Below are 19,556 nucleotides of genomic sequence, written 5' to 3' on the forward strand. Positions count from 1 at the left end.
ACTTCCACCGACCAGTTCTGTGGCACTCCCGGCAAACGCGTCAAAACCTTGGATCATTTGGGAAGAGTTCGGCCCAAATGATTTATGACGGCAATTGGCGCAAACCGATCAATCTATGCGTTGAAGATCGTCGCTAAAAACTCAAGACGCACCCAGACGGAAAAGGCCCTCCCGGTTCGGAGAGGGCCTGTTTTCATTACCATCGATAGTCGCGACGGTCTCGCCATTCGCGATGTTCGCGCCAATCTCTGCGCTCGCGCCATTCTCTGCGGGCCTGACGTTCACGCCACTCCCTGCGGGCTTCCCAGCGATCACGTCTGTCCCAGCCGCGCTCATATCTCGGCGGTCCATTGGGCCGGCAATATCCGCGCGGCGATAGATGAAAGCCGCGTCCGCAAGCATAGTCCACACTTTGAACGTTGGATGCCAGGGGTGCGGCCGGTTGACCGACAGGCATCGCGTTCGCGCCACTGCCGAACAGGGCACCGAGAATTATTCCAGCGCTTAAAATCATCTTACGCATTTCATCTCCCTCCTTCCGGGATGGAGGGATTTAGCGCCCTTGCCGGTGAACTGTGGCTGAATGAATCTTGATGTTTTCGTGGCAAAAACTCCACAATTGTGGCAGATGCCGGCTTCGCGTTCCGACCGCTGCGAAAGGGTTAAGCGGCGTCAAAGCGGCGCGGCTCACTGCCCCGCCCCAGTCAATGCAGACCTGTTATTCTTTTATGTGCCAGTGGGTTGAAGGGGCGCGATGTATCCCCTCCGGTTGCAGTCCCGCGGTTTTCGTCATAGTCCTCAAGCGAATGAGGAGACGGTGATTGAACCCCAATCTGGACACAAAGCCCGAACCAAAGCCAAAGAGCAAACGCCTCATCTGGCCTTGGGTGCTGTTGGCCGTTCTAACGCTTGCAGCCGTTCTCACGCTTGCGGGCATCTATATTTACAGGGAGCTGACATCGACGGCCGAGGATCTGGCTCGAACCTGGCGCGACCTCGTGCAATTGTTCTGGCTGATAATGCCGGACCGCCAGCCCTAGTCTAGGGTAACAGACAGGCGCTAGTGGCAAAGCCTCAGCGCAGCATGGAATCCCAAAAAAATTGAAGAGTTTGCGGCGGCGGTGTATCGGATCGCAAACTCTGTTTTTGGGAACCTGAATGCAACCGTCTTTTAGATTGCCGCCGCTGGAGGCGCTTGTTGTTTTTGAGGCAGCGTCCCGTTTGGGCAGCTTCTCCCGCGCGGGCAACGAGCTGGGCCTGACGCAGAGCGCCGTCAGCCGGCAGATCGGCAAGCTGGAAGCGTTCATTGGCTCCAAGCTTTTCGAGCGCGTGCCGACAGGCGTGCGACTGACGACCATCGGCGAAAACTACTCGATCGATATATCGCGGCTGATCCTCGATATCGCAAGTGTCACGGACGGCGTCCGCTCGTGGACCGGCGCCAGCCAGATCACTATTGCCTGCTCTCGCGGGATTGCGGATCAATGGTTCATGCCTCGCCTGCAGAAACTGAAACGCGATATTCCCGGCATCGAATTGCGGGTGCGGGTAACTGACGATGTGGCGCATCTGCGTCTGGATGAATTCGACCTGGCTATTTTCTATCGCAAGGAAAGACCGATTGGCGTCTGGCTATCGGAACTCGGCCAGGAGGAGGTCGTCCCCGTTTCTGCGCGCGGCATGACCAATCTTATGGAGCAGAGGGCACCGGTTTTGATCTCCATCGAAGATTCGATGCGGGAATGGCAGGATTGGAGCGACTGGTGGCGCTCGTCACACCTGTTGCCGCCACAGGATGCAATCCAGTGGAAACTCGGAGACTATGGCCTCTGCGTCGCGGCGGCGTCGCAGGGGCTTGGTGCAACGCTTGGGTGGACCTGGCTCATCCGCGACCAACTGGATAGCGGAGCGCTCGTTCCTGTGCATTCCCATGCCATGCGCTCGGAAGGCAAATTTTACCTGATGCGACCGGCAGATCGCCACCAGCGTAAAATTGTGCGCGAGGTGTCCGATTGGCTGATTGCAGACAACCATAAAACCGCGCGCTGAAACCCGTCATGCCTGCGCAGGAGGTGTCTTGCGGCGCCGGTCCAGGAGGAACCGCGCGTAGCCTATGATGGTGAACAGCAGCCAGGCGACCTGTGAAATCAGCGAGCCGAGGTTGAAATTCCATATCAGCGAGTAGATCAGAAACACGCCACCCAGAACGTTTAAGAGAGTGTAGCGCCAGTCTTCTATCGTCAGAAGTCGTAGCTGCAACAGGGCATAGGCGAAGAGATAAAAAAACGCTCCTGCAAGGCCGACAAGATCCGCTAGCCCCATTTGTATCCACTCCATAAACACGCCCGCCCGGCGAGCGCCTGCTACACCGGACCCGCTCCGGCGCATCCCTTTACTCCGCTTCGCAGATAACCGGATGCGCTCAGATTTCATGACCCCATGCGCAAAAATCATACCCCCCTGCGCGCATCGGTATCTAGTGCCGAACCGTCGAGTACGATACGCCACTGCCAGCCGCGCCTCGTCCGGCCCCGATAAAAAACAGGGAACCCAAACATGACATCCTCCCCCTTTTCCTTCTCGCTCGACCGGCGGCATTTTCTTGCCGGCGCGGCCAGCCTCGCGGCGCTTTCTGCCGGTTTCATCACAGACGCCAGTGCGCAAGGCGCGGACACACCGAAGAAGGGTGGCGTTTTGAAATTGGGTATCGGCGGCGGCAGCACCACGGATAACCTCGATCCCCGCATCCTGAAAGACTGGGTGCCGGTCAATCAGGCCTTCATGATCATGAACGGCCTTGTCGAGATCGATGCCAGCAATCACGCTGTGCCTGAATTGTTCGAAAGCTGGGAAGCGCAACCCGGCGCCGTGGAGTGGGTCTTCAAGCTGCGGCAGGGTGTCACCTTCCACAACGGCAAGACCCTGACGGTGGAAGACGTCATCTACTCCATCAACCTGCACCGTGGCGAAACCACCTCTGCAGCACGCTCGGTTGCGTCTGCGCTTAAGAGCGTCGACAAGCTTTCCGACACCGAGGTCAAAATCGTCCTCGAAAGCGGCAATGCCGACCTTCCTTACATCTTGTCCGACTACCATTTCCTCGTTGTGCCCGAAGGCTGGACGGATTTCAGCAAACCTGTCGGCACCGGGCCATTCGTGTTCGAAAGCTACGATCCGGGCGTTCGTTCGCGCTTTACACGTAATCCGAATTACTGGAAGCCGAATGCCGCTCACGTTGACGCCGTGGAAGTCATCGTCATCAACGATATCGCCGCACGCACCAATGCCATGATGTCGGGTCAGGTCCATGCGATCAACCAGCTCGACTTCAAGACAGTAGACCTGCTGCGCCGTAACCCCAACCTCAACATCGTCCAATCGGCTGGCGGCCAGCACTTCACATTCCTGATGGATTGCACGCAGGCGCCATACAAGGACAACAATATCCGCCTTGCCATCAAGCACGCCATCGACCGCGAGCAGCTTTTGAAAACCGCGCTGCGTGGCTACGGCCGCATCGGGAACGATCATCCGATCCCCAGTTCTGACCGCTTTTATGCCGCGGATCTGGCGCAGCGTCCCTACGACCCCGAGAAGGCGAAGTTTTATCTGAAGCAGGCTGGCCTCGATACGCTCAAGGTAGAGATTTCCGCTTCCGACGCCGCCTTCTCCGGCGCTGTGGATGCAGCGGCGATTTTCCGCACGAGTGCGGCCAAGGGCGGCATCGATGTTTCTATCAAGCGCGAACCCGCCGATGGCTACTGGGACAACGTCTGGATGAAAGCTCCATTCTGCATGTCATACTGGGGCGGACGCCCGACAGCAGACCAGATGCTGACCATCGCTTACCAGTCCACCTCGGCGCAAAATGATACGCACTGGAAGAACGAAAACTTCGACAGGAAACTCATCGAGGCGCGTGCACTTCTCGATGATGCGAAGCGCAAGGAAATCTATGCCGAGCTTCAGGCGCTCATCTCCAATGAGGGCGGCGCCATGATCCCGATGTTCGGAGATTATCTGGATGCGACATCCAAGAAACTGAAGGGCGTGACCACGCATCCGATGTTCAACTTCATGGGTGCCCGTCTCGCTGAAAAGGTCTGGTTGGACGCATAATGACTAAGCTTATCCTGAAGCGCATTGCTTTGGGTATTTTGACGCTTCTGCTGGTGTCGGCGCTTATTTTCGCCGGCACTCAGCTTCTTCCAGGAGATGTGGCGTCAGCAATACTCGGACAGAATGCGACGCCTGAATCTCTCGCAGTGCTGCGCGCCGATCTCGGTCTGGAGCAGCCCCTTCTGCAACGTTATCTTTCCTGGCTCGGCGGTTTCGTAACCGGCGACCTTGGAAATTCGCTGGCAAACCACCAGCCTGTCGCAGCTCTCTTATGGCCGCGGTTCTGGAACACCATGGCGCTGGCGCTGTATGCCGCCGTCGTGTCCGTTCCGGTTGCCGTACTTCTGGGTCTGTTCAGTGCCATCTGGCGCGGCAGCCTGTTCGATCGGGCTGTCAACATCGTTGCGCTGGGCTTTGTTTCCCTTCCGGAATATTTTCTGGGCCTGTTGCTGATCCTTTTCGTGTCCGTGCAGTACAATCTTTTGCCGAGCCTAGCCGACACTTATCCGGGCATGGGCTTTGCGGATTGGCTGAAAGCCACCACGCTTCCTGCTCTGACGCTGGTTCTGGTTACTGTGGCGCAGATGCTGCGCATGACCCGTACCGCCGTTCTTGCGGTGATGGATCAGGCCTATGTCGAAACAGCCTATCTCAAGGGATTGCGGACCAAACGCGTGGTTCTTCGCCACGCGCTTCCCAACGCCGCGGCCCCGATCGTCAACGTCGTATCGTTCAACATCGCCTATCTCATCACCGGTGTGGTTCTGGTAGAGGCCGTGTTCAACTATAACGGCCTTGGCCGTTTCATGGTCGATGCCGTTTCGAAGCGGGACCTTCCGCTGGTACAGGCAGCAGCCCTCGTTTTCGGCGCAACCTACGTCATTCTAAACATCATTGCCGATGTGTCGGCAATTGCGCTTAACCCGCGCCTGAGGCATCCGCGATGAAAATGCTCCGCACCATCACTCCAACCGCATGGGTCGGTCTTTTCATCATTTCGGTCAACATCGTCCTGTTCGCAGCCGGTCCGCATATCGCGCCTTTCGGGCAGGAGGAGATCGTCGGTTCGCCTTTCGATCCGCCTTCGGCAATGCACTGGTTTGGCCTTGATCAGAACGGACGCGATATGCTGTCGCGCCTTTTGGCCGGTGCGCAAATCTCCATCGGCGTTTCGCTGGCGGCGTCCCTGCTCTCCTTCACAATCGGCATCACGCTTGGTTTCATCGCGGCCATCTTTGGCGGCTGGCTCGATATGGTTCTTTCGCGCATCGTCGACACTGTCATGTGTATTCCAGTGCTGATCTCGGCTCTTGTCGTGCTGCAGGCGCTAGGCTCGTCCATCCCCGTGCTGATAGTGACCATTGCGCTTCTGGATTCCACCCGCGTCTTCCGTCTGGCGCGCATTGTCGCCCAGGGCGTGAATGTGCTGGAATATGCCGAGACCGCGCGCCTGCGCGGAGAAGGCCTGATCTGGCTGGTGTTCAGGGAGATACTGCCCAATGCCCTGCCGCCGCTCATTGCGGAATTCGGCTTGCGTTTCTGCTTCACCTTTCTGTTCGTGGCCGGTCTGTCCTTTCTCGGGCTTGGCGTTCAGCCGCCTTTCGCAGACTGGGGCGGCATGGTGAAGGACAACCAGCAGGCCATTCTTTACGGTCTCTACGCACCGCTATATCCGGCCGCTGCCATCGCCGTTCTCACCATCGGCGTCAATCTCGTCGTGGACTGGCTGCTGGCTGGCCGCAGCGCAATTCAGGGAGCAGACCGATGAGTAACAATGAGGTCCTGCAAATTCGCGGCCTGAAAGTTGCTGCACCGAATGGAGCAATTCTGGTTGATGGTATCGATCTGGATCTCAAGCGCGGTGAGGTCAAAGGGCTGATCGGTGAATCCGGCGCCGGTAAATCCACCATCGGGCTTGCCGCCATGGGATATGGCCGAAACGGTTGCCGAATCGTTGGTGGAGAAATCGTCGTGAATGGCGTTTCGCTGATGACGGTGGATCGCGCCGGTCGTGAGGCGGCGCGCGGTGCGCGCATCGCTTATGTGGCGCAAAGTGCAGCTGCGGCGTTCAACCCTGCCATGAAGATTGGCGAACAGATTATCGAGGGGCCGCTTTACCACGGCGTCATGAACCGGCGGGAAGCCGAAGCCTGGATGCTGGAACTGCTGCAAGCGCTGCAACTTCCCGATTATCAGAATTTCGGCGACCGTTACCCGCATCAGGTCTCCGGTGGGCAGTTACAGCGCGCGATGGTGGCCATGGCGATGTCATGCCGCCCTGACATACTCGTGCTGGACGAACCCACAACGGCACTCGATGTCACCACGCAGATAGAGGTTCTGGCCCTGCTCCGCAGCCTCATCCAGCGCTACAATACCGCCGCCCTCTACATCACGCATGACCTTGCCGTCGTCGCGCAGATTGCTGACAGCATCATGGTCTTGCGCCATGGCAAAAAGGTAGAAGCCGGTTCTGCCGAGGATATCCTCGAGCACCCGCAGGAAGACTACACGCGCCGTCTTGTTTCCGAACGCCAAGCCAGCATGTCCGGCGAATCCGTCCAGAACAGGGGTGGTGAAATCCTGCTGGAAGCGCGTGGCGTCACCGCCTACTACGGTCGCAAGAAGGTGCTGGACAACGTTCACTGCGAAATCCGAAAGGGCGAAACACTGGCAGTCGTGGGTGAATCCGGTTCGGGAAAATCCACTTTGGCCAGGGTTATTGCCGGGTTGCCGCCGCAATCCTCCGGAGTCATTTCGCTGGCTGGACACCGGCTTGCGGACAAGTACTCCAGGCGTTCGCGCGAAGATCTGCGCCGTATCCAGCTCGTCTACCAGCTTCCGGATGTGGCGCTCAATCCACGCCACACCGTTGGCGAGATCATCGGCCGTCCCATGTCGTTCTATTTCGGAATGAATGAAGATGAGCGCGCCTCCGAGGTGAACCGGTTGCTGGACCTGATCGGTCTGCCCCGGGAGTTTGCAGAGCGCCTGCCAAAAGCGCTTTCCGGGGGGCAGAAGCAGCGCGTGTGTATCGCACGCGCACTTGCCGCAAGACCCGATCTTATCATCTGCGACGAGGTGACATCGGCACTTGATCCTCTCGTGGCGGAAGAAATTCTCAGACTGTTGCGCTCGTTGCAGGATGAACTGGGCGTCTCCTATCTGTTCATCACCCATGACCTCGGCGTCGTTCGCCGGCTCGCCGACAGGACGATGGTGATGCAGCATGGCCGCATTGTCGAAACCGGCACGACCAAGGAGGTTTTTGCACCTCCTTACCAACCCTATACCGAACAGCTCATCACCTCGGTCCCCGAACTGCGGCGCGACTGGCTGGATGGCGTGCTGGCAAAACGTGGCCTCCCCGCCGCATGATCTGCGGGGCGGTTCACTCTTTGATGGGTGTCGCCTCGCATTCTTTCATTGTTGTCTCCCGGCAAAGCGATGCCCGCTTCAAATGACCCGACTGGAATACCCCAAATGACAATACGTGTTGAAGAACATATCTGGATTCCCATGAGCGATGGCGTACGCCTTGGTGCTCGCCTTTGGCTGCCGGAGGGCGCGGAACAATCGCCGGTTCCCGCCATTCTCGAGTATATTCCCTATCGCAAGCGAGACGGAACCCGCGGGCGCGACGAGCCGATGCACGGCTATTTTGCCAGCCAGGGATATGCCGCAATTCGCGTGGACATGCGCGGCACCGGCGAATCCGATGGCCACATGGCAGACGAATATCTGAAGCAGGAACAGGACGACGCACTCGAGGTGATCGACTGGATTTCCCGGCAGCCGTGGTGCAGCGGCAATGTCGGCATGATGGGTAAGAGCTGGGGCGGCTTCAACGGCCTGCAGGTCGCCGCCCGCCGTCCGCCGGCACTGAAAGCCGTTATCACCGCCTATTCGACCGACAACCGTTATACCGACGACATTCACTACATGGGCGGCCTGCTGCTGAACGACAATCTGTGGTGGGGCACCATCATGCTTGCTTATCAGAGCCGTCCGCTCGATCCGGAGATCGTCGGTGACACGTGGCGCGACAGCTGGATCGAGCGCCTGGAGAAGCTTCCCTTCTTTCCCGCACTCTGGCTGGAACACCAACGTTACGACGATTACTGGAAACACGGCTCGGTCTGCGAAGACTGGAGCGCAATTGAATGCCCGGTCCTTGCCATCGGCGCATGGGCGGACAGCTATACCAATGCCGTCCCGCGGCTTCTGGAGAACCTTCAGGTCCCGCGTCGCGGCATCATCGGTCCGTGGGGCCATATCTACCCCCAAGATGGTGTTCCCGGTCCCGCAATTGGCTTCCTGCAGGAAGCAACGCGCTGGTGGGACCATTGGCTGAAAGGCAAGGAAACCGGCGTCATGGACGAGCCGATGCTGCGCGCCTTCGTCAGCGACACGATCGAACCGACCGGTACGCGCACGACGACGCAAGGCCGCTGGGTTGGTGAAGCAACATGGCCTTCGCCTGAAATTGCAACCCGCTCGCTTTACCTCGGTGCAGCGAAGAAACTGCGCGATACGGCAAGCGAACCGGCAATTCTCAGCATTCGTTCGCCGCAAAGCCACGGCAAGGCGGGCGGGGAATGGATGGCGACCGGATGCCCCGGTGAACATCCAACCGATCAGCGGCTCGACAACGGTGGCGCGCTCGTTTTCGAAACCGCCTTGATGGAAGAGGATTTCGATATTCTCGGTGCGCCGGTAGCGCGTCTGCGCATTGCCGCAGATTGCCCTGTCGCGCAGATTTCACTGCGCCTCAACGACGTCTTGCCGGATGGTCGTGTCACACGTGTCAGTTATCAGGTTTTCAACCTGACCCACCGCGATAGCCACGAAAATCCGGAAGCGTTGGAACCCGGCAAATTTTACGATGTCGCAATCAAGCTCAATGATTGCGGTTATCGTTTTGCCAAAGGGCACCGGCTGCAACTCGCCATCGCCACGGCCTACTGGCCGATGGTATGGACATCGCCTTACGATGCGACGATCAGCGTTTCCGTTGCAGAAAGCGCGCTTGACCTGCCCGTGCGTGCCACCGGTGACGACAAGCCTGTCCGTTTCGAGTCCCCTGCCCACGGCCCATCGACACCCATGACGCAGGTCGATCCCGGCACGGTCCGCCGCTGGACCGAACAGGACCATGAGACGGGTATCAACACCTATGTCACGGAAGGCGTGGGCGGCTTGTTCGGCGAGGGCGTGTTGCGGTTTGACGACATCGACACCGAACTCAGCCATAGCCTGCGGCGTGAATTGACCATTCGCGACGGAGATCCCCTCTCCGCGAAATACGTCCTCACCCAGACATATGAAATTGGCCGGGATGGGTGGCGCATCAAGATCGAGAGCCGCACCGAGATGCGCTCCGACAGGGAAAATTTCTACCTGACCGGAGAACTTTCGGCACTCGAAAATGGCAACCTCGTCAAAACGCGGAAGTGGGATGAGCGCTACAAGCGCGACCTCATCTGATGTCGCATGGCCCTTGCAGCTATTTGCGGGGGCCTACAACATACCATTGTCTCGGTACCGTATCTGTCAGCTTTCCTGCTCAGGAGCGATCAATGTCACGGTTGGGAAACAGGATCGATATCGGCCTAGGTCTCGTGTCAGAAGCGGGAGACCTTGAACTGCGGCATGAGCCCCAACAAAAGAGTCTGGCAAAACGTCTGTGCGGGATCCGCCTGCACGGCGATACTGCGTGAAGACCTTCCCGCTAAAAACAATGCGGAGCGAGTAAAAGGGATGGCCAAGCACAACTTTTTGTCGAGACGCAAAAATTAGAAAAACTAATAGTTGACGCAACCGTGCAAGCACGCTATAACGAACCATCGAATTTGCTTGCTTAGCTTTGCTTGTTGCGCGATTGGCACCGCGTTCTGAACGAACCTTTCCTTTCAAAATCGCTATCAATGTTCGCAGCGCTTTTTAGTGCTGTGGCTCCTCTATCGCTATGAAAGGGTTCATCATGACCACTGGCACAGTTAAATGGTTTAATTCCACTAAAGGCTTCGGCTTCATTCAGCCTGACAACGGCGGCACAGATGCCTTCGTTCATATATCCGCCGTTGAGCGGGCTGGTATGCGCGAACTCGTCGAAGGCCAGAAGATCGGCTTCGACCTGGAACGCGACAACAAGTCCGGCAAAATGTCGGCCTGCAATCTGCAGGCTGCCTAACGGGTTTTGCTTCCCTTTGACCACGGATGTACTGGCACTGCCGGAAGCACCCCGAACCAATCAAGGCCAGGCAAATTGCCTGGCCTTTTGTTTTCCGCTCGCATGCCGAGCCTTACCACCGGAACACCCATGACAGAAAAATACAGTATCTCGCGCCAGAAGGCCGAGGTTGCCTTCAGCAACATCCAGACGCCGTTCTTCGCAAAAGACAAAGCGCTCGACGAGCTTGATTCGATCACGCAATCCCGCGACGCCAAGACCTTGCGCCTTCGGGAAGCACGTCTTGCAAAGGAACAGTCTGATCGCATTTCTGCGACATCCGCTCTTCTTGCCAAGCGTGCCCGTGCACGATGATGGTTTTGACGGCATCGTCAGAACAGGTGCCTGAAGCCAATTCGCATCAGACGGCGTCCTGACCATCCCGGTATATACAGACGCCGGGCCTTGAGCTGTTGCATGCCTGTCAACTCCCAGGCAAGCTTACGTTCCAGCTGCCCAAGCGCGGCGCCAGTTATATTAAATCACTAAATTAGAATTATATTTAAAAACCGAAGCTATCGGCGTTTACATCTCGCTCCAGGTCATCGTGTAACGCGTTCCCTTGGCCTGTTCCGGGTGCGTATGCGTTTGCTCGACGCGAGCACCAATGTTCTGAGCCATTGCCATAATCAGCTTTGTTCCGAGGCCAGTACCACGCGGAGATGCGTCGGGCTTTGAACCGACACCATCGTCTTCGACAACGAGAACAAATTGCCGATTTTCTTCCGAAAGTCCGACGCGAACCGTACCGGATTGATCTGGATAAGCGTATTTCAGCGCGTTGGTCAGCAGCTCGGTGATGATGACACCCAGAGCTACGGCATGGTCTGCCTTGAGGCTGATGTCACAAAGCGATGTTTCGACGGTAATGGACGAAGATCCGGGAACCGCCTGAAACAACCCATCGATGATCGACGTCAGGTACGAATTGAGCGATACCAGACCTATATTGTCGGTATTGTAAAGGCTGCGGTGAACGCCGGCGATCGCCGAAATCCTGCTTTGGGTTTCCAGCAAGGCGACTTCGGCTTCCTCAGACTTAATGGTGTTTATCTGCAGGCGAATCATGGCGGATACCAGCGAGAGGCTGTTGGCCACCCGATGGTTCATCTCCTTCACCATCATTTCCGCATGTTCCTTGGCCTTCACCAGCAACCGGTCGGATTCCTCCTTCGTCTGACGCAGACGATGGTTTTCCAGCGACTGATCGATAGCCGTAAGCAACAGCGGGAAAAAGTCGTCACCGACATTCTTTATGACGTAGTCGGCGGCACCCGCCTTGAGGGCGTCGATCGCGATCTGGGCTTCGTTCGATCCCGTTACATAAAGAACGGGAACCCGCCCCGGCAAGGACTGAATCGCGGCAAGGAACTCCATTCCCGTCGATGTCTGGAAGTAATGGTCCAGAACGACGATATCGAACTGCTCGTCTTGAAACATCTTGAGCCCGGACGCCACGGATGCGGCATGGACCACCTCCATTCCGTGACGACCGAGGATCCGGCTGGAAAGCCGCGCCAGAGCCGGATCATCATCAACATACAAAACGCGCAATGCCATCATGCCTTCAAGGTACTTGAATTACGGAGAAGAACAGGCCGAGGTTCTTTATCGCACTCGCAAAGCCTTCGTAGTCGACCGGCTTGGTTATATAGACATTTGCACCAAGGTCATAACATTTCTGAATCTCGGTTTCGTCATCCGTCGTCGTCAAAACGACCACCGGCAAACGGCGCGTATATTCGTTACTCTTGATCTCCTCGAGAATTCGGATACCCGACATATCAGGGAGGTTAAGATCGAGCAAAACGAGAAGATATCGATCTTTGCTGACAACGCCATCGCGGTTTTCACCGAGGATGTAGTCGAGTGCCTTTGCACCGAGCGTAAAGGGCATGATCTCGTTATTCACACCTGCGCGACGTACGTTCTTCTCGATCAGCCGAGCATGACCTTCGTCATCCTCGATCATAATGATCGTTACCTCTTGACCGGTTGCCTTCATTTTTCGCCTTCTTTCGTCACTTTTCTGAGATCGCTCGGCAACAGCAATGTAAATGTACTGCCTTTGCCAAGTTCGGAACTCACCTTAATGTCTCCTCCTAAACTTCTTATTAGCGACCGAACATGGGCAAGGCCGATGCCTTCCCCCGGTTGATCCTGATCACCGGCGCGGCGAAAGAGTTCGAACACCCGTTCCAGATCATGCTCGCCAATGCCACGCCCGTTGTCGCTGACTTCGATGCTGATGGCACCCCGCCCGGACGGATAAGCACGGGCAGTCAATCGCAGCGGTCGTCCCGGCATCTGGTATTTCACCGCATTGTCGAAAAGATTGCCAAGGATTTGGTCGAGAGAGATACGATCCGTCACGACTGTCAACTTTGATGTCTCGACACTGATCTCGCCGCCATTGGCATTGATCTGGTGACGAACCGTCTCGGAGAGCGATGACAGCAATGTCTCTATGTCGACTTTTTCCGGTTGCAGCTTTCGCTGCCCATCGCGCGATATCTTCAAGATCGCATTGATCAGCTGGTCCATCTTGCGTGTCGAAGAGCGGATGAAACTGATCGCCTCGGGAAGATCTTCCTCGACAGCCAGTCTGGCATCCCGAACCACGTCGTCGGAAGGCATTTTGCCGTCTGCGAGCACATAGGCGGTGACCGGCTTCAGGGACGTATCGAATTCGGAGAGGAACCCCATGATATTGACGAGCGGCGCACGCAAATCGTGCGTGACGATATAGGCGAAGCGCTGAATTTCCTGATTGGCGCTGCGAAGATCACGGGTTCTTTCCTCAACCCGCTCCTCCAGATGGCGATTTAGCTCGTCAACATCTTCCCGAGACCGGTTCAACGCACGGATATATGTGAAGACCAGAAAGATTGAACCGCCGACAACAAGCAGGATCGCCAGCGTGCCGCCGAGCGTTACCCATTGCAATGTATTGGCGGCGCCAAGTTGGTCTCCGACGATGATGCGGAGCCGATCGTCGGTCTGCGATTGCAGCTTCGACAAGATCGCCCTGATTTCGTTCATGAACCGTTTGCCGTCATTATCACGGACGACTTCGACTGCCTCGGTGATGCGTCCTGCCTTTTGCAGATCGATGGTTTCCTGGGTTTCAGCCAGCTTGTTGGCGACGGCATTACCGAGATCCGTCAGATCCTGCTCGTATTGCTTCTGGTCCTTCAGCACTTCGAGAAGTCTGGACTGCCTCTGCGGCAACAGGCTCAAGGCCTCCTGATAAGGGCCCAGATACTCGATGTTGTTGGTCAGCAGATAACCCCTCTGCCCCGTTTCAATGTCCTGCATCGACGTCAGGATATCGAGAATGGCTGCCCGCACACGGCGTAACTCGGCTGTTTCTTGCGAGTACCGGTTGTTCACCTGCACCAGCCACAGCGAAGTGGCGACCATTCCGGTCAATATTGCAACACCCACAGCGAGCATAAACAGGCTTCGCTGAGCAAAAGGCGAGAAACTAATCACAGTTGTAAATTCCCGGCATGCACCTCATTCGCGCGCAAACTAGAATATGCGGCGCATTGAATCGAACGTTTTATTTTCGATTCATATGGGAACCACTTTTGACGACGCGCGTTGAGCAAGGCTGAAAAAAATATTCCGCTCAGAATAGCCGATAGCGGTGCGAAACTTCACGGTTTTTCAACCCGGAATGCCAGAATTGCCTTAAACAACCTGAACCAGATGGCCCGGGGAAACGGTTTTATAGTTTCGCGTCGGCGTTTGAAATCCCATCGGCCGTATCGGGCTTTTCAGTTCATCGTTGGATATGCCGCGCTTTATTCCGCGTCGCGCCGGATCGGGTACCGGCACTGCCGCCATGAGTTTCTTCGTGTAGGCATGTTGCGGATTGTCGAAAACAGCAGCGCGCGGACCGATCTCCACAATCTCACCGAGATACATCACCGCGACGCGATGGCTGACACGCTCCACCACCGCCATATCGTGGGAGATGAAGAGGAAAGCGAGATTGAGGCTCTGTTGCAGGTCGAGGAGCAGGTTGCAGACCTGCGCCTTGATCGAAACATCGAGAGCCGACACGCTTTCGTCGGCAACAATGACCTTCGGATCGAGGGCAAGCGCACGGGCAATCGCGATGCGCTGGCGCTGGCCGCCGGAAAATTCGTGAGGATAGCGGCTCGCCATGTCGGCGGTTAGACCAACCTTTTCGAGGAGATCGGCAGTCTTTTCTTTCGCCTGCTTCGTGGTGCCCAGTTTGTGCTTGATGAAGGGTTCGGAAATCGCCGTACCCACCGTCATGCGCGGATTGAGCGACGAGAACGGATCCTGAAAGATCATCTGTACGGACTTACGCATATTGCGCAGGCCGACGGTATCGAGCCGCATCACATCGTAACCATCGAGCGAAACCTCGCCGGCCGTCGGTTCGACAAGACGCATGATCGAGCGGCCGGTCGTCGACTTTCCGCAACCGGACTCGCCGACCAGTGCAAGCGTCTCCCCCTGAAACAGATCGAAGGAGACGTTTTCGACCGCGTGAACCGCACCCGTCTGCCGGGCCAAAAGGCCGGAGCGGATGGGAAACCGCGTCACGAGGTTCTTGACCGACAGGACAGGTGTCTGTCCGCTCGCAACCGTTTCGGCTATTTCTACCGGATCGGTCGACAGGCCGGTTTTCATGTCGAGGACCGGAAAGCGCGTCGGCCACTGCCGGTCGCGCATCGAGCCGAGCTTCGGCACCGCCGAAAGCAGCGCCCGCGTATAGGGATGCTTGCCGCGCTGGAATATATCCCCGGTTGGTCCGGTCTCGACCTCATCGCCCCGGAACATGACAATGGTGCGGTCGGCGATCTCCGCCACGACGCCCATATCATGAGTAATGAAGAGGACCGACATGCCCTCCTCTTCCTGAAGCAGTTTGATCAGATCGAGAATCTGGCCCTGAATGGTGACGTCGAGCGCGGTCGTCGGTTCATCGGCGATCAGCAGTTTCGGCCGGGAAGCGAGCGCCATTGCGATCATCACGCGCTGGCGCATGCCACCGGAAAACTGATGCGGATACTCGTCAAAGCGACCGGCCGCGTTGGGAATACGAACCTTTTCGAGAAGCCGGACCGTCTCCGCCCTTGCCTGCTGCTTCGAAAAGCCCTTGTGCCGGATGAGGACCTCGGAAATCTGGCGGCCGATCGTGAAGATCGGATTGAGCGACGTCATAGGCTCCTGAAATATCATCGAGACGTCGTTGCCCCGCACGCCCCGCATTTCCTTCTCGGAAAGCGCCAGAAGATTGCGCCCGTTCAAGAGAACTTCACCCCCAATCCGGCTGAAAGCGGGGCTAAGCAGACGCATGATGGACAGCGAGGTGACGGACTTTCCCGAACCGGACTCGCCGACAATCGCGACGGTTTCGCCCGGAGCAACATCGAAGGAGACGTTACGGACGACGCTCTTCCAAGCATCATCGACGAGAAAAGAAGTGGTCAGGTTTCTAACGGAGAGAACAGGTGTCGTATTCATGATGTCATCGTCCCACAGCATAGGCCTGCATCAGTCGCGGGGTTGCGGCGGCCCGCAGCAGGCCATCGGCATCCCGCTTTGCGGCAGTCAGGCGGCCCACCGACCACGCATCGGCAACGGTGACCTTGTGTCCGCGGCGGCGAAGCTCCTGCAGCGTGATATCACCCACGGTGCTTTCCACCATGATCTCGCCCGGCGAACTGGTGCGCGGATAAAACGAGCCCGGAAAATGCGAGGTATGGAACAGCGGCATGTCTATGGCCGCCTGCAGGTTCTTGCCGTGATGCGCATAACGCAGGAAGAAGGGCAGCTGCCACTGATCCTGCTGATCGCCGCCCGGAGTACCGAACACCATGGAAGGGCGTCCCTGATGCAGCGCAAGCGAGGGTGTCAACGTGGTGCGCGGGCGTTTTCCCGGTGCAAGCGAGGTCGGCAGGCCTTCCTTCAACCAGAACATCTGGGCGCGGGAATTAAGCGCAAAGCCCAATCCCGGAACGATTGGCGATGATTGCAGCCAGCCGCCGGACGGCGTGGTTGAGACCATGTTGCCCCAGCGGTCTATGACATCGATATGCACGGTATCGCCGCGTTTTTCGGTAAGATGCGACATGGTGGGCTCGTAGACGGTGCCCTTGCCGCTCATTTCGGCGAGCATGGCCATGGTGGCGTCCACCTGCTTCTCGTAACCCGGCACGATGCCGGGACGCAGATCGAGCGATGCCTCGCTGCCGATCAGTTTACGACGCCCGGCATTGTAGCTTTCAGAGAGAAGATATTCCGTCGGAATCTGGCCGAAATCAGGATCGCCGTAATAGACCTCACGGTCGGCAAAGGCGAGCTTCATGGCCTCAACGATGGTGTGGATGAAATCGGGGCCGGACGGGTCCATGGCCGCAAGATCGAAGCCTTTCAAAAGGGCGAGCGACTGCAACAGAACCGGTCCCTGCCCCCAGGCAGGCGTCTTTGCAATCGTCCAGTCATGATAATCAAGCGTCTGCGGCGCTTCGATGGTCGCGCTCCAGTCCGCCATATCCTGCGCCGTCAGCACGCCCTTGTGCTTGGTGCCGCTTGCATCCATGACTTCAGCGGTCTTGACGTAAGTGTCGATGGCTTCCGCAACGAAACCCCGATAGAAAGCGTCGCGTGCGGCTTCAATCTGGTTTTCGCGACCCGAACGCGCTTCGGATTCAGTGACGATCCGCTTGTAGGTTTCCGCAAGTACAGGATTCCTGAAAAGGGCGTGCGGCTCGGGTGCGGCACCACCCGGCAGCCAGGTCTCGTAGGATGTCGGCCATTCCTTCTCGAAGAATTCCGCCAGCCCCTTGATGGTGGCGGAAACGCGCGGCAGAGTCGGATGTCCGTATTCCGCATAATAGATGGCTGGTTCCAGCACCTCGCGCACGCTCATCGTGCCGTAGTCGCGCAGCATCAGCATCCAGCCATCGAAGGCTCCGGGAATGACGGTTGCAAGCAGACCATCGCCGGGGATCAGCTTGAGCCCCTCCGAGGTATAGTGCTCGATGGTGGCGCCACTCGGAGCAGGCCCCTGCGCGCAGATGACTTCGACCTTGTCCTTCTTCTTTGAATAAAAGACGGCAGGCATGTCGCCGCCGGGACCACAGAGATGCGGTTCGACGATCTGCAGCACGAAGCCGGTGGCAACCGCTGCGTCGAAGGCGTTACCTCCCTTTTCGAGGATTGCCATGCCCACGGCCGATGCGATCCAGTGCGTCGAGGTGACGACGCCGAATGTGCCAAGGATCTCGGGGCGTGTGGTAAATTCGGTCATTCAGTCAGTTCCTTATGAGAAATCATGCTTCGCGCGGATCGAGCGCATCACGCAGGCCATCGCCCAGGAGATTGAAGCCTATGACGACGAGGAAAATTGCAATGCCGGGCCACATCGTCATCCACGGTGCCTGGCTCAGAAAGTTCTTCGCGGTGTTCAGCATGGAACCCCACGACGGCGCCGGTGCCTGCTGGCCAAGGCCGAGGAAGGACAGGCTCGCTTCCGCAATGATGGCCGTCGCAACCGTCAAGGTCGCCTGCACGATGATGGGAGCAAAGACATTTGGCAGGATGTATCGTGTCATGATGTCGAAGTGGTTGAGGCCAATCGACCTTGCCCCCTCGACATAATCTTCCATCTTGACCGCCAGCACCTGACCACGGGTCAACCGAACGAAAATCGGCATGGCGGAAAGCCCGATGGCGATCATCGCGTTGGTAAGGCTCGGGCCGAGGAAGGCCGCAAGGGCAATAGCCATGATGAGGAACGGCATAGCCAGCAGCGCTTCGGTGATGCGCGATATGACCATATCCACCCAGCCACCGAAATAACCGGCGATCAACCCGAAGGGCACGCCGATGACCACCGCAATCATGACGGAGACAACACCCGCCATCAGCGAAGCGCGCGCGCCATAAATCATGCGCGAAAGGATATCACGGCCAAGATCGTCGGTGCCGAGCCAGTGGGCGGCGGACGGCGCCTTGCGGATGGCCGACCAGCTGGTCGCAATAGGGTCAGCAATCGGCAGGATCGGTGCTGCGACGGCAAGTACCGTGAAGAAAAGCACGATAATCAGACCGGCGAGCGCCGATTTGTTGCGCTTCATTTTCTTCCAGGCGCGGCTTTCCTGCCGCGGCACCGGTACGGACATGTTTTGATCGAGAGCGGTCATGATATCAGGCCTCAGATCGTCGCCCTGAGGCGAGGGTTAAGCAGGACATAGGCAATGTCCGCCAGCAGGTTCATGAGGATGAAGCCGACCGCGGTGCAGAGCACGATGCCCTGGACGACGGCGTAATCGCGGGTGAAGACCGCATCGACGGTCATCTTGCCGAAGCCGGGAATGGTAAATATCTGCTCCGTCAGAACCGCACCGGCCAGCAACTCACCGAAAAGCAGTGCCAACAGCGTGATGACGGGCAGAAGCGCGTTGCGAAAACTGTGCGACAGGATGATCTCGCGCGGCGAAAGCCCCTTGGCGCGGGCGGTGCGGATATAGTCTGAACTCAAAACCGCGACCATTGCCGAACGCGTGTGGCGCATCAACGTTGCCGCAAGCGCATTGCCGAGCACGAAGGCGGGCATGATCATCGTCTCGATGGAGCGAACGGGGTCGACGAATATCGATTCATATCCGGATGCCGGCAGCCAGCCGAGCTTCACTGAAACCAGCAGGATCAGCATGATACCGAGCCAGAAATTCGGGATCGACAGGCCGGAAAGCGCCACGATATTGGCGGTGTAGTCGATCCATGTGTTTTTCTTGACGGCGGCCAGAATGCCGATCGGGATACCGATGACCATCGCAAAGAACATCGCCATCACAGCCAGCTGGATGGTGACCGGCAGCTTCTGGCCGATCAGTTCCAGCACTGGCTGGTTGGTCCTCAGCGAAATACCGAAATCGCCGGTCACCACGCCGCCCAGCCAGTTGATGTACTGGAGCGGCACCGGGTCGTTCAGGCGATACTTCTCCCGCAGGAATTCAATCGTCGCCGGATCACGCTCCTCACCCGCCATGGCGAGAACAGGATCACCCGGCAACAGTTTCTGCAGCGAGAAGACGAAGATGGAGATGATCAAAAGCGTCGGGATCGCGACCAGCAGTCGCTTGCCGATATAGACAGGCATGGCATTGCCCCCGTTCGTGCACGTTCTGGAGGGCCGCACGGCAAGCCGTGCGGC

Annotated in this window: 18 protein-coding genes and 1 pseudogene; 9 read left to right on the forward strand and 10 right to left on the reverse strand. The window is 57.6% G+C overall.

The window, feature by feature from the left end; genetic code table 11:
* Positions 1-196: 196 nt before the first annotated feature.
* Positions 197-523 (reverse strand): GCG_CRPN prefix-to-repeats domain-containing protein, encoded by a 327-nt coding sequence (locus ACQZ6D_RS08565; RefSeq protein WP_013761339.1) that lies wholly within the window; start codon positions 521-523, stop codon positions 197-199.
* Positions 524-821: 298 nt separating this feature from the next.
* Here ACQZ6D_RS08565 and ACQZ6D_RS08570 point away from each other — a divergent pair, with 298 nt between their 5' ends.
* Both ACQZ6D_RS08570 and ACQZ6D_RS08575 read left to right on the forward strand, forming a co-directional pair.
* Positions 822-1,040 (forward strand): hypothetical protein, encoded by a 219-nt coding sequence (locus tag ACQZ6D_RS08570; protein WP_003517716.1) that lies wholly within the window; start codon positions 822-824, stop codon positions 1,038-1,040.
* 118 nt (positions 1,041-1,158) lie between these two features.
* Complete coding sequence (locus ACQZ6D_RS08575; protein WP_013761341.1) at positions 1,159-2,049, forward strand: LysR substrate-binding domain-containing protein; 891 nt, start codon at positions 1,159-1,161, stop codon at positions 2,047-2,049.
* A 6-nt stretch (positions 2,050-2,055) separates the two neighbouring features.
* Here the strand turns inward: ACQZ6D_RS08575 and ACQZ6D_RS08580 are convergent, their stop codons facing one another.
* A complete protein-coding gene (locus ACQZ6D_RS08580) occupies positions 2,056-2,322 on the reverse strand; it encodes a CBU_0592 family membrane protein (protein WP_003517727.1) in 267 nt (88 codons plus the stop codon).
* 234 nt (positions 2,323-2,556) lie between these two features.
* Between ACQZ6D_RS08580 and ACQZ6D_RS08585 the strand changes: the two genes are divergently transcribed.
* From ACQZ6D_RS08585 to ACQZ6D_RS08605, 5 genes are all read left to right on the forward strand, one after another.
* Entirely contained in the window at positions 2,557-4,119 is a 1,563-nt protein-coding gene (locus tag ACQZ6D_RS08585; protein ID WP_013761343.1) for an ABC transporter substrate-binding protein, read from the forward strand.
* A complete protein-coding gene (locus tag ACQZ6D_RS08590; RefSeq protein ID WP_003517729.1) occupies positions 4,119-5,066 on the forward strand; it encodes an ABC transporter permease in 948 nt (315 codons plus the stop codon). Before ACQZ6D_RS08585 ends, ACQZ6D_RS08590 begins: the two co-directional genes overlap by 1 nt.
* Positions 5,063-5,887, forward strand: a complete 825-nt coding sequence (locus ACQZ6D_RS08595; RefSeq protein WP_019566413.1) for an ABC transporter permease — start codon at positions 5,063-5,065, stop codon at positions 5,885-5,887. Before ACQZ6D_RS08590 ends, ACQZ6D_RS08595 begins: the two co-directional genes overlap by 4 nt.
* Positions 5,884-7,497 carry an ABC transporter ATP-binding protein gene (locus tag ACQZ6D_RS08600; RefSeq protein ID WP_013761346.1) on the forward strand — a complete coding sequence of 538 codons (1,614 nt, stop codon included), beginning with the start codon at positions 5,884-5,886 and terminating at the stop codon, positions 7,495-7,497. Before ACQZ6D_RS08595 ends, ACQZ6D_RS08600 begins: the two co-directional genes overlap by 4 nt.
* Before the next feature lie 105 nt (positions 7,498-7,602).
* Positions 7,603-9,606 carry a CocE/NonD family hydrolase gene (locus ACQZ6D_RS08605; protein ID WP_019566414.1) on the forward strand — a complete coding sequence of 668 codons (2,004 nt, stop codon included), beginning with the start codon at positions 7,603-7,605 and terminating at the stop codon, positions 9,604-9,606.
* Between the two features lie 66 nt (positions 9,607-9,672).
* Here the strand turns inward: ACQZ6D_RS08605 and ACQZ6D_RS08610 are convergent.
* Positions 9,673-9,878 (reverse strand): annotated as a pseudogene (locus tag ACQZ6D_RS08610) (type II toxin-antitoxin system VapC family toxin); the annotation flags it as partial.
* 224 nt (positions 9,879-10,102) lie between these two features.
* On the opposite strand from ACQZ6D_RS08610, the gene ACQZ6D_RS08615 reads away from it, so the two are divergent.
* Entirely contained in the window at positions 10,103-10,312 is a 210-nt protein-coding gene (locus tag ACQZ6D_RS08615; RefSeq protein ID WP_003517737.1) for a cold-shock protein, read from the forward strand.
* 129 nt (positions 10,313-10,441) lie between these two features.
* On the forward strand, positions 10,442-10,666 hold the full coding sequence (locus ACQZ6D_RS08620; RefSeq protein WP_003517740.1) for a hypothetical protein: 225 nt from the start codon (positions 10,442-10,444) through the stop codon (positions 10,664-10,666).
* Between the two features lie 210 nt (positions 10,667-10,876).
* On the opposite strand, the gene ACQZ6D_RS08625 is transcribed toward ACQZ6D_RS08620, so the two are convergent.
* The 7 genes from ACQZ6D_RS08625 to ACQZ6D_RS08655 all read right to left on the reverse strand — a co-directional run bounded on the left by ACQZ6D_RS08625 (position 10,877) and on the right by ACQZ6D_RS08655 (position 19,502).
* Positions 10,877-11,914, reverse strand: coding sequence for a sensor histidine kinase (locus ACQZ6D_RS08625; RefSeq protein WP_026330965.1), 1,038 nt, complete (start codon positions 11,912-11,914; stop codon positions 10,877-10,879).
* A gap of 4 nt (positions 11,915-11,918) precedes the next feature.
* Complete coding sequence (locus tag ACQZ6D_RS08630) at positions 11,919-12,356, reverse strand: response regulator (protein WP_003517744.1); 438 nt, start codon at positions 12,354-12,356, stop codon at positions 11,919-11,921.
* Positions 12,353-13,807 carry a sensor histidine kinase gene (locus tag ACQZ6D_RS08635; protein WP_041694620.1) on the reverse strand — a complete coding sequence of 485 codons (1,455 nt, stop codon included), beginning with the start codon at positions 13,805-13,807 and terminating at the stop codon, positions 12,353-12,355. The genes ACQZ6D_RS08630 and ACQZ6D_RS08635 overlap by 4 nt, the downstream gene beginning before the upstream one ends.
* 240 nt (positions 13,808-14,047) lie before the next feature.
* Positions 14,048-15,859 carry an ABC transporter ATP-binding protein gene (locus tag ACQZ6D_RS08640; protein WP_026330966.1) on the reverse strand — a complete coding sequence of 604 codons (1,812 nt, stop codon included), beginning with the start codon at positions 15,857-15,859 and terminating at the stop codon, positions 14,048-14,050.
* A 4-nt stretch (positions 15,860-15,863) separates the two neighbouring features.
* Positions 15,864-17,648, reverse strand: a complete 1,785-nt coding sequence (locus ACQZ6D_RS08645; protein ID WP_019566417.1) for a gamma-glutamyltransferase family protein — start codon at positions 17,646-17,648, stop codon at positions 15,864-15,866.
* Between the two features lie 22 nt (positions 17,649-17,670).
* On the reverse strand, positions 17,671-18,543 hold the full coding sequence (locus tag ACQZ6D_RS08650) for an ABC transporter permease (protein ID WP_019566418.1): 873 nt from the start codon (positions 18,541-18,543) through the stop codon (positions 17,671-17,673).
* Between the two features lie 11 nt (positions 18,544-18,554).
* On the reverse strand, positions 18,555-19,502 hold the full coding sequence (locus tag ACQZ6D_RS08655) for an ABC transporter permease (protein ID WP_003499573.1): 948 nt from the start codon (positions 19,500-19,502) through the stop codon (positions 18,555-18,557).
* Between the last annotated feature and the right edge of the window lie 54 nt (positions 19,503-19,556).

Source organism: Agrobacterium sp. 22-3639C2, from assembly GCF_053522105.1.

Bases quoted from the DNA above. Each gene is read 5' to 3' on its own strand.
- ACQZ6D_RS08625 (WP_026330965.1), bottom strand. From the start codon at position 11,914: ATGATGGCATTGCGCGTTTTGTATGTTGATGATGATCCGGCTCTGGCG.
- ACQZ6D_RS08645 (WP_019566417.1), bottom strand. From the start codon at position 17,648: ATGACCGAATTTACCACACGCCCCGAGATCCTTGGCACATTCGGCGTC.
- ACQZ6D_RS08655 (WP_003499573.1), bottom strand. From the start codon at position 19,502: ATGCCTGTCTATATCGGCAAGCGACTGCTGGTCGCGATCCCGACGCTT.
- ACQZ6D_RS08600 (WP_013761346.1), top strand. From the start codon at position 5,884: ATGAGTAACAATGAGGTCCTGCAAATTCGCGGCCTGAAAGTTGCTGCA.
- ACQZ6D_RS08605 (WP_019566414.1), top strand. From the start codon at position 7,603: ATGACAATACGTGTTGAAGAACATATCTGGATTCCCATGAGCGATGGC.
- ACQZ6D_RS08650 (WP_019566418.1), bottom strand. From the start codon at position 18,543: ATGACCGCTCTCGATCAAAACATGTCCGTACCGGTGCCGCGGCAGGAA.
- ACQZ6D_RS08565 (WP_013761339.1), bottom strand. From the start codon at position 523: ATGCGTAAGATGATTTTAAGCGCTGGAATAATTCTCGGTGCCCTGTTC.
- ACQZ6D_RS08580 (WP_003517727.1), bottom strand. From the start codon at position 2,322: ATGGGGCTAGCGGATCTTGTCGGCCTTGCAGGAGCGTTTTTTTATCTC.
- ACQZ6D_RS08590 (WP_003517729.1), top strand. From the start codon at position 4,119: ATGACTAAGCTTATCCTGAAGCGCATTGCTTTGGGTATTTTGACGCTT.
- ACQZ6D_RS08575 (WP_013761341.1), top strand. From the start codon at position 1,159: ATGCAACCGTCTTTTAGATTGCCGCCGCTGGAGGCGCTTGTTGTTTTT.
- ACQZ6D_RS08635 (WP_041694620.1), bottom strand. From the start codon at position 13,807: ATGCTCGCTGTGGGTGTTGCAATATTGACCGGAATGGTCGCCACTTCG.
- ACQZ6D_RS08615 (WP_003517737.1), top strand. From the start codon at position 10,103: ATGACCACTGGCACAGTTAAATGGTTTAATTCCACTAAAGGCTTCGGC.
- ACQZ6D_RS08620 (WP_003517740.1), top strand. From the start codon at position 10,442: ATGACAGAAAAATACAGTATCTCGCGCCAGAAGGCCGAGGTTGCCTTC.
- ACQZ6D_RS08640 (WP_026330966.1), bottom strand. From the start codon at position 15,859: ATGAATACGACACCTGTTCTCTCCGTTAGAAACCTGACCACTTCTTTT.
- ACQZ6D_RS08630 (WP_003517744.1), bottom strand. From the start codon at position 12,356: ATGAAGGCAACCGGTCAAGAGGTAACGATCATTATGATCGAGGATGAC.
- ACQZ6D_RS08585 (WP_013761343.1), top strand. From the start codon at position 2,557: ATGACATCCTCCCCCTTTTCCTTCTCGCTCGACCGGCGGCATTTTCTT.
- ACQZ6D_RS08595 (WP_019566413.1), top strand. From the start codon at position 5,063: ATGAAAATGCTCCGCACCATCACTCCAACCGCATGGGTCGGTCTTTTC.